9 protein-coding genes and 1 pseudogene are annotated in these 13,761 nt (G+C 56.5%); all 10 read left to right on the top strand.

Translation table 11 applies throughout. The features are described from left to right. Positions 1 to 25 precede the first annotated feature (25 nt). The 10 genes and pseudogenes from KVY02_RS14850 to KVY02_RS14800 all read left to right on the top strand — a co-directional run bounded on the left by KVY02_RS14850 (position 26) and on the right by KVY02_RS14800 (position 13,745). Positions 26 to 583, top strand: coding sequence for an L-threonylcarbamoyladenylate synthase (locus KVY02_RS14850; RefSeq protein WP_218313826.1), 558 nt, complete (start codon positions 26 to 28; stop codon positions 581 to 583). 91 nt (positions 584 to 674) lie between these two features. After that, entirely contained in the window at positions 675 to 1,685 is a 1,011-nt protein-coding gene (hemF, locus tag KVY02_RS14845) for an oxygen-dependent coproporphyrinogen oxidase (RefSeq protein ID WP_218313825.1), read from the top strand. Beyond that, complete coding sequence (gene aroE / locus KVY02_RS14840) at positions 1,682 to 2,509, top strand: shikimate dehydrogenase (protein ID WP_218313824.1); 828 nt, start codon at positions 1,682 to 1,684, stop codon at positions 2,507 to 2,509. Before hemF ends, aroE begins: the two co-directional genes overlap by 4 nt. Before the next feature lie 123 nt (positions 2,510 to 2,632). Next, positions 2,633 to 3,883: an IS256 family transposase gene (locus KVY02_RS14835; protein WP_256357508.1), complete on the top strand. Its 1,251-nt coding sequence runs from the start codon at positions 2,633 to 2,635 to the stop codon at positions 3,881 to 3,883. Between the two features lie 608 nt (positions 3,884 to 4,491). Beyond that, positions 4,492 to 5,797 (top strand): annotated as a pseudogene (gene ltrA, locus KVY02_RS18385) (group II intron reverse transcriptase/maturase). Positions 5,798 to 5,987: 190 nt separating this feature from the next. Beyond that, the gene (locus KVY02_RS14820) at positions 5,988 to 7,628 is read left to right on the top strand and encodes an ABC transporter substrate-binding protein (protein ID WP_218313822.1); all 1,641 of its coding nucleotides are present in this window, start codon (positions 5,988 to 5,990) and stop codon (positions 7,626 to 7,628) included. A gap of 111 nt (positions 7,629 to 7,739) precedes the next feature. Beyond that, positions 7,740 to 8,720: an ABC transporter permease gene (locus KVY02_RS14815; RefSeq protein ID WP_218313821.1), complete on the top strand. Its 981-nt coding sequence runs from the start codon at positions 7,740 to 7,742 to the stop codon at positions 8,718 to 8,720. Continuing rightward, on the top strand, positions 8,717 to 10,450 hold the full coding sequence (locus KVY02_RS14810; RefSeq protein WP_218313820.1) for an ABC transporter permease subunit: 1,734 nt from the start codon (positions 8,717 to 8,719) through the stop codon (positions 10,448 to 10,450). Before KVY02_RS14815 ends, KVY02_RS14810 begins: the two co-directional genes overlap by 4 nt. Then, the gene (locus KVY02_RS14805; protein WP_218313819.1) at positions 10,447 to 12,756 is read left to right on the top strand and encodes an ABC transporter ATP-binding protein; all 2,310 of its coding nucleotides are present in this window, start codon (positions 10,447 to 10,449) and stop codon (positions 12,754 to 12,756) included. Before KVY02_RS14810 ends, KVY02_RS14805 begins: the two co-directional genes overlap by 4 nt. A 200-nt stretch (positions 12,757 to 12,956) precedes the next feature. After that, positions 12,957 to 13,745 carry a sulfite exporter TauE/SafE family protein gene (locus KVY02_RS14800; RefSeq protein WP_218313818.1) on the top strand — a complete coding sequence of 263 codons (789 nt, stop codon included), beginning with the start codon at positions 12,957 to 12,959 and terminating at the stop codon, positions 13,743 to 13,745. The last annotated feature ends 16 nt before the right edge of the window (positions 13,746 to 13,761 follow it).

Genomic DNA, 13,761 nt, shown 5'->3' with positions numbered 1-13,761 from the left:
GGTTCGATAGCCAGTAGGAGCGTCCATGAAAACGGCGGTTGACGTGAAAGCAGCGGTGCAGGCGCTACGGGAAGGGGGAGTGATTGCCTGCCCTACCGAAGCCGTGTGGGGGTTGAGCTGTGACCCGGACAATGACGAGGCGCTGGCGCACCTGATGCGCATGAAAGAGCGTGACCCGGCCAAGGGCGTTATTCTGGTGGCGGCCAGTATTCAACAGTTCCAGCCCTGGCTGAGCCAGCTACCCTTGGCGCTGCATGCGCCGCTGGCCGCCAGTTGGCCTGGCCCCAATACGTGGCTGGTGCCCGATAATGGCCGTAGCCATGGCCTCGTGCGCGGCGCTCACCAGAGCGTGGCCCTGCGCGTGACCGACCACCCGCTGATGAAAGCGCTTTGTGAAGCCTTTGGCGGGCCGCTCGTCTCCACTTCCGCTAACCGTGCAGGCGATCCGCCCGCCATGAGCGCGGAAGAAGTCGCCACGATCTTTAGCGATGACGTCGCAGCTATCGTGGCGGGCGAATTGGGCGGCAATGCCAAACCCAGCACCATCCGCGATTTAGTGACCGGCAAAGTGATGCGTGACTAGCCGCTCGGCTTCGTCACACTGTCAGCGACTCACGACTCACGACTCACGACTCACGACTCACGACTCACGATTCATCTCACCAGGAGCTACCGTGGCCCACGAACACCTCGACGACGTCAAACACTACCTTCTCGATCTGCAGGAACGCCTCTGCGCTGGATTGGCGCAAGCTGACGGAGCAGCTCAGTTCAAAGAAGATAGCTGGGAGCGTGAAGAGGGCGGCGGCGGTCGTTCGCGAGTAATGACCAATGGCAACGTATTTGAAAAGGGGGGCGTCAACTTCTCCCACGTTTATGGCACACAACTGCCGCCTTCCGCCACCGCTGCACGTCCTGAATTGACCGGGCGTAGTTTTCACGCGGTGGGTGTGTCCTGGGTGCTGCACCCTGAAAACCCCCATGTCCCCACCAGCCACGGTAACGTACGCTTTTTTATTGCTGAAAAAGTCGGTGAGCCGCCGGTATGGTGGTTTGGCGGCGGCTTTGACTTAACGCCGTTTTATCCCGTCATGGAAGATGTAGTGCACTGGCATAAAGTGGCAAAAGCCGCCTGCGACCCCTTTGGAGAGGAGGTTTACGCGCGCTATAAAAGCTGGTGCGATGAGTACTTCTACCTTAAGCACCGCGATGAAACCCGCGGCGTGGGTGGGCTGTTTTTCGATGACTTAAACGAGGGCGAATTTGCCGACTGCTTTGCCGTTCAGCGGGCGGTAGGTGATAGTTTTTTAGAAGCCTACCTGCCGATTGTTGAGCGCCGTAAGCATGATGCCTGGAGTGAGCGAGAGCGTGATTTTCAGCTTTACCGCCGTGGTCGCTACGTGGAGTTTAATCTGGTATGGGACCGCGGCACCCTGTTTGGCCTGCAGAGCGGCGGACGCACCGAATCGATTTTGATGTCGATGCCGCCATTAGCACGCTGGGAATATGCCTTTGAACCAGAGCCAGGCAGCGCTGAAGCGCGCTTAAATGATTTTCTACATGCTCGCGACTGGCTGGGTGAATTTTCTGAAGCGGCTGCTAAAAAGTCTGCTGAACCGTTTTCTAAAACTTCCTCTGAACCATTTTCTAAAACGGTTTCTGAAAATAAAGGAGAGCCATCATGACCGATCGCTACTGTGTGTTTGGCAATCCAATCAAACACTCCAAGTCACCGCTCATTCAAGCGGAATTTGCCCATCAAGTGCAGCAAACCATTGAGTATACTGCCCAGGAAGCACCACTAGATGGCTTTGCTGGCGCGTGGCATGCGTTTGTAGATGCCGGTGGGCGTGGGGCGAATGTGACCGTGCCGTTCAAAGGTGAGGCTTTCGCGCTGTGCGATACATTGAGCCATCGTGCCCGTAGGGCAGGGGCAGTAAATACGCTCATTGTCGGCGGCAATGGTCGCACCTATGGCGATAATACTGATGGTGTAGGCCTGGTGCGTGACTTGGCCTATCACCGCGTTGCGTTGACTGGAAAGCGAGTGTTAGTGGTAGGGGCCGGTGGCGCCGTGCGGGGCATCCTAGAACCATTGCTTGCCGAGCAGCCCTGCGAGGTCGTCGTGGTGAACCGCACCGCCGCCAAAGCCGAGCAGCTGGCCAGCGATTTTGCTGACCTGGGAAATATCCAGGGCGGTGGTTTTGAAACCGTCAGCGGTCTATTTGATGTGGTCATTAATGGCACCAGTGCTAGTCTTTCGGGCGATTTGCCACCGCTGCCAGATGAACTCTTTGCCGCGAATGCTTGGGCTTACGACATGATGTATGGCTCGGAGCCAACGGTGTTTTTACAGTGGGCTGGGCCGCGCGGTGCGAAGCTTCTCGATGGCTTGGGTATGTTGGTTGAACAAGCCGCGGAGTCGTTTTTTTTATGGCGTAATGTGCGACCAGAGACGGCACCAGTACGTGAAATGCTGCGCCATTCGCTGGAATTTGATGGCATTTAGCGTTGAAGTAAGCGTTTGACAGCGGAGTTAAGCTCAGTTCTTGTGTATGGAGGGCAGTAGAGAGGGTGGCGTATCCTGTTGATTGATCTCGCCAGATCACAACCAACATAGGACGGATACGCCATGAGCAATTCTACTCTCCAAGCCGTGACGCAGCCAGACACCGGCGCTACTGATCCGTTGCATGAGCTGCTGCGCAAAGGGGCCCGAGACCTGATCGCCAAGGCCGTGGAGGCGGAGTTGAGCACGTTTCTGGAGCAATATGCCGACAAGACGCTGGAAGACGGCCGCCGTGTCGTCGTCCGCAACGGCTACCTGCCGGAGCGCACCGTGCAAACCGGTATCGGCGACGTCGAGATCAAGGTGCCCCGCGTCCGTGACCGCAGTGGCGACGGGGTGACCTTCAGCAGCGCGCTGTTGCCGCCCTACCTGAAGCGGGCCCGCAGCATCGAGGAGCTGATCCCCTGGCTCTACCTGAAGGGAGTCTCTACCGGCGACTACCGGAGGCCCTGTCGGCCCTGCTGGGTGACCGTGCCAAGGGACTCTCGGCCAACACCGTGTCGCGTCTCAAGAAGCAGTGGGAGGACGAGCATACCGACTGGCAGAAGCGCGACCGCAGACCAGCGTTACGTCTACTGGTGGGCTGACGGCGTGTACAGCAACGTGCGCATGGATGACCGTCTGTGTCTGCTGGTGATCATCGGCGTCACTGAGCAGGGCCGCAAGGAGTTGGTCGTCGTCGAGGATGGGCAGCGTGAGTCAGAGGCCAGCTGGAAAGAGCTGCTCACGGGGCTACGCGAGCGCGGGCTGACGACGGCCCCCAAGCTAGCGGTTGGCGACGGCGCCATGGGCTTCTGGGCGGCGTTGAGCAAGGTCTATCCAGAGACCGAGCACCAGCGCTGCTGGGTCCACAAGACTGCCAACGTATTGAATAAACTGCCGAAATCCGTGCAGCCCAAGGTCAAGGCCGACCTCCATGAGATCTGGATGGCCGAGACCCGCGATGAGGCGCACAAGGCTTTCGATCGCACGGTGAAACGCTTCGAGGCCAAGTACCCCAGAGCCATGGAGTGCCTGGCCAAGGATCGGGAGGAGCTGCTGGCGTTCTATGACTACCCGGCAGAACACTGGGTGCATATCCGCACCACCAACCCGATCGAGTCGACCTTCGCCACGGTCCGCCTGCGGAGCAAGCGCAGCCGGAACTGCGGCTCCAGAGCGACGACCCTGGCGATGGTCTTCAAGCTGCTTCAGAGCGCCCAGAAGCGCTGGAAGCGGATCAAGGGGTTCAACAAGCTGGAGCTGGTCGTGAACAACGTCCAGTTCAAGGACGGCGAACCCTTGACCGATCAGTCAGACAGGACTGCCGCCTGACCGGCCATACACAGAATTTGAGTGCGCCAGGCAAAGCCTGGACATCCGGGAAACCGAGAAGGTGGAAAGGATGTCGTGAAACCCAGTGGGTGAAAGTCCCACCCGGCCAAGGCTAGCCACCAGCCGGCAGCGAGTGTTGCGTGGTGTCGGGTAACCGCCGCTGCGAAGCGTACACAGCGAGTGGATAGGCCGTGTGATAGAGCCCCGAAATTGTGGTAGTGGCAGTCGCCGACAGTTTTCAAATGCTGGAAGGCAACACGACCCTGCCGTATGGCTTGGCAGGGAAGGGCCGCCGGGGTCGAAGAGCAGGGCATGTCCATACAGGGGTTTCCCAGGAACCTGGGAGGCCCGTCCTTCTCCTCTGAACGACAAAGGTACAGGCATGGGGCTGCCTGCGGCGAAAGCTCCCGGTCGGTGCTGTCGTGCCTGACGGTACCGGAAGCAAACAACAGGCACTCAGGGGGTACGGCCAGGCGACCATAAGGAGCCAGCCGGATGGAAGGGCGGGAGTCGGAGTCGCTCATAGTACCGAAGAAGGCGGGGAACCTACTCGACGGGACCCGCTGGAGGGAAGGGGCGGCCAATCATCAGAACTGCACGAGGGCAACATGACAGGTGCACAGGAACCTGAGGTCATGTCCACGAAACAAGTGCGGATAGCAGCGCTGGCAGAGCGCTTCCCGCAGCGTGCCTTCACGTCACTGGCGCATCATATCGACGCCCAGTGGCTGAGGACGGCCTACCTGATGACGCGCCGTGACGGCGCCGTCGGGATCGACGGCCAGACGGCGGACGACTTCGCGCGCGACTTCGAGGCTAACGTCCAGCGTCTGCTGGAAGCGGCCAAGAGCGGTCGCTACCGGGCGCCGCCGGTGCGGCGCGTCAATATTCCCAAGGGAGACGGGCGCTCCACACGGCCGATTGGCATTCCTACCTTCGAAGACAAGGTCCTGCAACGTGCCGTGGTGGCCCTGCTGGAGCCGCTCTATGAGCATGATTTTCACGAGTGCTCGTATGGTTTCCGGCCGGGGCGCTCGGCGCATCAGGCCATCGGAACGGTGAGGAATGGCCTGATGTCGATGGGCGGAGGCTGGGTCATTGATCTGGACATCAAAGCCTTCTTCGACACGATCGACCACCAGCACCTGCGTGCGTTTCTGCAGCAACGAGTGAAGGACGGCGTGATCCTCCGCCTGATCGGCAAGTGGCTCAAGGCCGGGGTATTGGACGCCGGGCAATGGCAGAAGGGCGAGATAGGCAGCCCACAAGGGGGTGTGATTTCCCTTGCTGGCGAATGTCTACCTCCACTACGTGCTGGATGAGTGGTTTGAGCAAGACGTCAAACCACGCCTGCGCGGACGGGCATTCTCGGTGCGCTTCGCCGATGATGCCGTGCTCGCCTTCAGCAACGAAGCTGATGCCCGCAAGGTGCTGGAGGTACTGGCCAAGCGCTTTGCGCGCTTCGGCCTTACCCTGCACCCGACCAAGACTCGGCTGGTACGGTTTCGGCCACATCGCGAGCTACGGGCCGAGACCTTCGACTTCCTGGGCTTTACCTATTACTGGGGGAAGTCCCTGCGTGGACGCTGGATCATCAAGCAGAAAACGGCCAAGGACCGGTTCAAGCGAGGCCTGAAGCGAATTTCGCTGTGGTGCCGAGCCAACCGCCACCTGCCCCTGCGTGATCAGCACCGCCAACTCTGTCGAAAGGTTATGGGGCACTATGCGTACTACGGGATAACCCACAACATCGAGTCTCTGCAACGCTTCCAATACAGGGTTCAGACAACCTGGATCAAGTGGCTCAGGAGGCGATCGCAGAGAGGATGGTTCCCGTGGGAGAAGGCAAGGCAACTGTTGCTGACACTCCCGTTACCGCGAGCGAGAATCGTGCACCGAGCGTCCTTCGTGTGAACCTGACGGTTGAGGAGCCGAGTGCGTCAATCGCGCACGCTCGGATCTGTGGGGGGCCGGAACGAGCAATCGTCCGGTCTACCCGACCAATAACTCTTGACAGCGTTGAAACGCTCCCTCTAAGTTGTCTGAGTTAAGTAGGTAAGTACTCATCCTGCGCTTATATAAAACTCAATACAGCAGAGAGGGAATGGCCGTGATCTACCGAAGAAAAAACCGTACTGCCAAAGGTCTTGTTGCAAAGAAACTGTGGTTAACGATGGCAAGCGTGGGGCTTGCCTCCATTCCCCTCTCTGCTGCGGCCCAAGAGCCGCTTCCCTCAATCACCTTAACCACCACTACTGAATCCTACGACCCAATCCGCTATGAAGCAGCCTTTATTGTGGCGGAACGTTGGCGGGAGCTTGGCTTTGATGTGAACGTCGCACCTACTGAGTTCAGTACGGCATTAGAGCGCTTTTACGACCAACAGGATTTTGACGTCACCATTCTCGGTTGGAGTGGGCGCACAGACCGGTTAGACCCCCAGTTCTTTTTAAGTACGCTCGATTCTCGAGAAGCCTACCTGGGGGGGAATAACCCTGGCGGTTATGCAAATAGCGATTTCGATGAACTGTTTGATGCGCAATCCCAGGAGTTTGATTTAGACGAGCGCCAGCAGATCGTGATGCAAATGCAGGAGCTATATAAATCTGATATTCCGGTTGTCGTGCTCTTTCACCGAGATGAAGTCGTGGCCTTTAATCATGAGGCGTTTGGCGGTTTTAACCCCATGGCTGGTGAAGGTCTCTATAGTGAGTGGGGGCCCATGGAAGCCGTCGCCGAGGGAGAACGTAAAACACTGCGAATTGGTGGCCCTCAAGAACCGGATAACCTGAACCCACTCTCTTCAACCTCGGTGTGGGGTTGGAAGTGGATGCGTCTCTACTATGACAGGTTAGTGCGTCTTTCCGCGGATGTTGAGCCACTGCCCTGGGCCGCTGAGTCGGTTGATCAAGTCGACGATACCACCATTGCCATAACGCTCCGTGATGGCATGACCTTCCATGATGGCGAAGCCGTCACCGCTGAAGATGTCGCCTTTACCTATAATTACTATTTGGATCAGCAGTACGGTTATTTCAGTAGCTACCTGTCGGTGCTGGATAACGCTGAGCAGATCGATGAGCTTACCGTTCATTTTCACCTGAAAGAGCCTTCCGCTTCGTTTGCCAGTATTTCGCTGTCACAAATTCCCATTCTGCCCGAACACATTTGGTCTGAAATCGAAGATGCCTCGTCGCTATCGCCTTCGGATACGCCCACCATTGGTTCCGGCCCATTTAAGTATGAGCGTTTTGATCGCGGTGAATTTATGGCGATCAGTAAGTTTGAAGATCACTTCCATGCCGATGAAATCGATATAGATGGCGTTGAGTTTATTATTTATGCCGATATGGAAGGGGTCTATACCGGCTTGCAAACAGGCCAAATTGATGTGACAGCTTGGCGTATGGAGCCGGGTCAGATCAGCTTAGCAGAGGGCGAAGAGCACTTAACCGTCGTCAACGTGCCTGACTTTGGTTACTTCCACATGACCTATAACACCCTGCGAGAGCCGTTTGATGACCGAGCTGTACGCCGGGCGCTCACCATGGCAACGGATCGCGAGCGCATGGTGAATGTACTACTTGATGGCCGTGGTGAAGTGGGTTCTAGCATTATTGCCCCCGTGAATACCTTCTGGCATGAGTCTTTTGTCGAGCGCTTTGATTTTGACATGGAGGCTGCACGCGCTGAACTTGAAGAAGCCGGCTACTCCTGGGATAGCGACGGCCGGATTGTTCGTTAAACACGTTCAATAACAGCAGTCGTTACTAGCTTAGCAACAGGCCGTCCGCCTACTTGTTCTGTACTTTTACTTGTTTTGGCGACGGCCTGATACCTTTCAAGAGAAGCTCTCATGTCATCACGCAGAAGCTACCTGATTCGCCGTGTGATCCACGGCGTCATGGCGCTGTTTATTATCGCCACCTTGCTGTTTTTTCTGTTTCGTTTAGGTCTTCCCGACCCCACAGCAGCGCTGATAACCGAAGGGCTAAACCCTGAAGAGCGCGAGCGTATTCGCGCCAGTTTCGGGCTTGATCGTCCTATTTGGGTTCAATACTTTATCTATTTGGGCAATGTGCTCCAGGGCGATTTTGGGTATTCGTTTCATTATCGTGCGCCGGTGGCCGATATCATCTGGGAACGGCTTGGCAACACGATGATTTTAATGCTGCCTGCCATTGTGCTGGCCTATGCCGTTGGCGCCCCGCTGGGGGCCTGGCTCTCCTGGCGGCGCGGCAGCCGAGCAGATACCAGCGGTATTTTTGTCGGTTTAATGTTTCGTTCGGCACCGATGTTTTGGACCGGCATGATTGCGATACTGGTATTCAGCATAGGGCTTGGTTGGCTACCCACCAGCGGTATGCGCACCCTGCCTTATAACGCCAGTGGATTTTTCGACAAGATATTTACCCTCGATTTTCTCCACCACTTAATCCTCCCCGCCTTGATTGTAGCGCTCTATTACCTTGGCTCGCCGCTGCTGATCATGCGCAACACCATGCTGGAAGTGTACGGCGAGGATTTTATTGAAATGGCCCGTGCCAAGGGCTTACCCGAGCGTCGCATTTTGTATGCCCATGCGGCGCGCAATGCCTTGCTACCGGTGGTCACCCAGTTGGCGGTTACCATCGGTTTGGCCGCAGGTGGCCAGGTGGTGGTTGAAGTCGTGTTCTCGTGGCCAGGGTTAGGGCGCGAGATACTCAACTCGGTACGCACCTCTGACTTCCCCCTTGCCCAAGCGAGCTTTCTGGTCATGGCGGCGTTCGTGATCACCCTCAACTTGCTGGTTGACGTTCTCTACACCTTGTTAGATCCGCGGGTGAGCTTCAAATGATGATGAAAAAACTAATCAAAGGGTTACAGGAGCCTCTGCGCGCCATTCTGGGTGATCGTTTAGCTCTAATCGGCTTGGCCGTATTGCTTTCGATCGTCGCCATGGCGCTGTTTGCGCCTTTTCTCTCAACCCATGCACCCCTTGCAGTTAATGAGCGTGAAGAGGGCTCATTGATGGTGCGTAGTGTGGAAGAGGGGCAAGTACGCTGGAACCTCGCGCCCGCCCTAGGTGAACACACCTTAAATGATGCCTACTACTTTAACGGAGTAGGCATGGCGGTCGGCAATCAAGGGGTGGTTTGGCGGTTTGAAGAGGGCGAGTGGACACCCCAGGAAAACACCCTCACCGAAACGCTGAATGCCGTGGCAATTAATGCCCAAGGCGATGCCCTGGCGGTTGGCGAAAATGGTGCAATGGCGCTGTGGCGTGAGCAACAGTGGCATGCCCTTGAAACCCCTACTGCCGTTAACCTACTGGGGGTTGCCTGGAGCAATCCTGATGTGGCGATGGTCGTCGGCGAGTCAGAAACGCTCTGGCAACTCACTTGGCAGGACGATGTTCTCGATATTGAGGTGCTGGAAAGTCCGGTCAACCGTGGCGTGACGCTTAATGCCGCTGCCGTAGATGCTGATGAAAGTGTTTGGGTGGTAGGTGAACGTGGGCTCGTTTTGCGTCTCACTCCAGAGGGCGATGTACTACGTGAGCGTTTACCGACCAACCGCGGGCTTAACCACATTCATTTAGCCACTAATGGCGCGGGCTTAATCGTCGGTGAACGGGGTACCTTGCTCACCCGTGAAGCCATCGACAGTGACTGGGTCGCCGCCACTTCGCCAGACTCCCGCGCCATGCGCGCGGGTTGGATAACCGAAGAGGGCGAAGCCTTTGCGGTAGGGCGTAGCGGAATCATTTTAGAGCGCCAAGACGATGGTTGGACATTAGCTGATACTGATGAAGAGCGCCATTTGCGCGCCATGATGGTGACCGATGATGGCTATTACGCCATTGGCTCCGACCGTTTTGTGAATCGCTTGGCACCGCCCTCACGGGAACACTGGTTTGGTACTGATCACTTAGGGCGTGATCTGTTTAGCCAGAATGTGCATGGTTCGCGCATAGCGCTATTAGTAGGCTTTTTGGGTGCGGTGCTGGTGGTGCTGATTGGCGCCAACGTAGGGCTGGTAGCCGGTTACTTCCGTGGTCGCACCGAGACGGTGTTAATGCGCACGGTGGATGTAATGTACGGCATACCATTTGAGCCGTTTGCTCTTATTCTGGTACTGCTCTTCGAGCCTAGTCTGTTTATCGTAATACTGGCGGTTTCCTTGCTCACATGGCGCACGGTGGCGCGACTGATTCGTTCCCAGGTGCTTAGCTTGCGCGAACGACCATTTGTAAAAGCCGCCCGGGTAGCCGGTGCTTCTGACCTGCGCATTATGTATCTACATATCTTTCCCAATGTGATGCCACTGGTGTTTCTGGAGCTGGCGATCATCGTGGGTGTCTCGATTATTGCCGAGGCTACCTTGTCGTTTTTGGGCCTAGGGCCGCCGCAGTCAATCTCCTGGGGCGGCATTCTGCACAATGCGCGTTTGTCGGGGGCTTGGCGTGAAGCTTGGTGGTGGAACCTGCCGCCAGGGCTATTCATCATGATTACCGTGCTGTCGGTGTTCTTTATTTCGCGCTCACTTGAGCTAGTTGCCAATCCACGCTTGAGGGCCCGTCGATGAGTCATGAACATTTGTTAACCGTCGATGATTTAGCCATTCATTACCGGACAGGAGCCGGGCCGGTCAAAGCGGTGGATGGCATTAGCTTCAACCTTCGACCTGGTGAAGCGTTGGGGCTGGTGGGCGAGTCGGGCTGTGGCAAGACCACTGCGGCAAAAGCCATGCTGCGTTTGCTGCCACCCAATGGCGAAGTGCCCCGCGGTCGTATTCAGTTTGATGGTCGTAATCTTATTGAGCTTGACGCAGAGTCGATGCGTAAAGTGCGCTGGAAAGAGATTGCCTGGATATCCCAAGCCGCCATGAATGCGTTAGACCCGGTCTATACCGTGGGCGACCAGATCCTGGAAGCGATGAATGCTCATATTAGTATCGATAAGAAAGCGGCGTGGGCTCATGCCGAAGAGCTGTTTCGCTCGGTGGGCATTGACCCTGGACGGTTAACGGCTTACCCGCATGAGATGAGCGGCGGGATGAAGCAGCGTGCAGTCATTGCCATGGCGCTGGCGTTAGACCCCAAGCTGATCGTTGCCGATGAGCCCACCACTGCACTGGATGTGGTCACCCAGGCGCAAATCTTGGCACGGCTTTCCAAGCTGCGCCGTGAGCGGGGCATGGGGTTGCTATTTATTACCCACGATATTTCCGTAGTGGTGCAAACCTGTGACCGGGTAGCGGTGATGTATGGCGGCCAAATCATGGAAACGGGCCCGGTACGCGAGGTGTTTGGTACTCCATTCCACCCTTACACTATGGGCTTAACCAATGCTTTTCCTACCTTGGAAGGCGCCCAGCGTGAGCTAATTTCGATTCCCGGTAGTCCGCCTGACCTGCTGAATCCTCCCCCGGGCTGCCGGTTCGCCGAGCGCTGCCCATTTGCCACCTCACGCTGCCAACAAGAAGTGCCTACGCTGCAAGACGTAGGTGATGATCGCCAAGCGGCCTGCCACTACCCCGAAAAAGCTGATGTCTTTCGCGTTCAGGCGGCGCTTAATGATACCTGGGCAGTGGTTGGGGAGCGTTTGAACGAGCCGGTGCAAGGGGCGGGTAATCTTCATCCGGTCGCCACTGACGCTGCCACATTGTTGGAAGTCGCGGGGTTGAAAAAGCACTTCCCGGTTGAACAAGGTTTTATGGATGGGCTGCGAGGGCGCCATCAAGACCGTAAGGTACACGCCGTCGACGGCATCAATTTTGATCTTCGTGAAGGGGAAATCCTGGGCTTGGCGGGCGAGTCGGGGTCGGGTAAAACCACCACGGGCGAGATGTTGGTGCGCCTGCAAGATGTCACTGAAGGGGAAATACGCTTTGAAGGGAACAATATCGCGCAACTGAAAGGCGCTGAGCTAAAGGCCTTTCGACGCAGCGCGCAGATGATCTTTCAAGACCCTTACCAAACATTAAACCCACGTTTTACCATCTTCGATATTGTCGGTGAGCCGCTGATTATTCATCGCCTGGCAGAGGGCGAGGCGCTGGAGCAGCAAGTGGTTCAAGCGCTCGAACGGGCGGGATTAAAACCCGCCGAGCTCTATCGTGATCGTTTTCCCCATGAGCTGTCGGGCGGGCAGCGTCAGCGTGTCGCGATTGCCCGGGCGATTGTGCTGGAACCGCGCATCATTATTGCCGATGAGCCGGTCTCCATGCTCGATGTGTCGATTCGTGCGGGGGTGCTAAATCTAATGCATCGATTCCGCAATGAGCTTGGCATCTCCTTTGTGTACGTGAGCCACGACTTGCCTACAATCCGCTACGTAGCTGACCGTACTGCAATTATGTACTTGGGTGAAATCGTTGAAGTGGGACCCACGGAGCAGGTGATACGCGAGCGTAAGCACCCTTATACCCAGTTACTGTTGGATGCGAGCCCTGAACCTAACCCAACGGTGATAAAACCGCCGTTGGAAAGTGCGGGTGAAATCCCCAGCGCCGTTGAGCCGCCTAATGGCTGCCACTTTCACACCCGATGCCCCAAGGCCATGCCACACTGTGGTTGGGAAGGGCGAGATGTAGCCACAGCGATGAGTGAGTGGCGTATTGCTGGCAAAACTATTCAATGGCTGGGTGATCCGAAGGTGCAGGAGACCAACGTACAATTGTCTGTGGAAGGACGGGATGTAGACCAAGCGGAGCGTGAATTACTAGCGATATTAACTGCCAAACACCCCGCCTTTGCACAAGCGGCAAATGTAAGGCATGAGGATACTCAGCTCACGGTGAGTTTTCCTCAACAGCCCTCTCCTCAGCGGCGGCTGATTGCCAAGGAGCATACGGTTGCTTGTTATCTTTATGATGAGGCCATTACTTAGCTACTCATTCCTTTAATTTAAACGTCAGCCTTCATACTGCTTGCCTGTAAGTCAGGAGGCAGTGTGTATGGGCGAGATGTACTATGACGATATTGTAGACGCCTCTTTTGCTAGCGAGGTTGTTGAATAAATTTATCAGCAGCTTAATGCTCGGGTGGGGTAACAACCCTACCCGGCACTGTTATTGGAGCAAGGCCTGCATGCTGTCAGCGCTACTTTTTTTCTGCTTTGTGGGCAGCGTGGCTGGCGTTATCGCCGGTTTGTTTGGCATTGGTGGAGGCGTGGTCATCGTGCCCGCGCTGATGGTGGCTTTCAATCAGCAGGGCATTGATTCTGCGGTTGTCATTCATTTGGCTATTGGCACTTCGCTGGCGATTATTACAGTAACGGGTGCCTCTTCCGCTTTAGGCCACTGGAAGCAAGGGGCGGTGGTGGTTGAGCTATTAAAACGCATGCTGCCAGGGCTGATGCTCGGCGCGGTACTCGGCGGGGTGATTGCAGGCCAACTGCGCGCCGACCTGCTGGAGCGCTACTTTGGCGTGTTTATGCTGTTGTTGGCGCTACGCATGTTGCTCGCTAAACCGCCTACCCCAGGCCAGAGCCCCGCTGGCCACCCAGCGATGTTCGCGGCAGGAACGTTTATCGGTACCTTTTCGGCGCTGTTTGGCGTTGGTGGTGGGGTGCTTAGTGTGCCCTGGTTAGCGCGCAGCGGAGCCCATTTGGCTCAGGCCATTGGCACGTCAGCGGCCTGTGGACTGCCGATTGCCCTAGTGGGTGCCGTTACTTTTATGATGACCGGTTACGGTCAGGCGGCTCTGCCTTCCTACAGTACGGGGTATCTTTATTGGCCCGCCTTTGCAGGTATCGCACTATTCAGCGTGCCATGCGCTAGATACGGCGTCAGGCTCGCTCATCACTTGTCACCGCGGCTGCTCAGACGTCTGTTTGCGCTATTGATGCTGCTGGTTGGCCTGAAATTGATTGTCTGAGCGGTTTATTTAGCCG

This window comes from Halomonas sp. 18071143, from assembly GCF_019211725.1.
Classification (GTDB): domain Bacteria; phylum Pseudomonadota; class Gammaproteobacteria; order Pseudomonadales; family Halomonadaceae; genus Vreelandella; species Vreelandella stevensii.
This window is presented reverse-complemented; position numbering and strand designations above follow the sequence as displayed.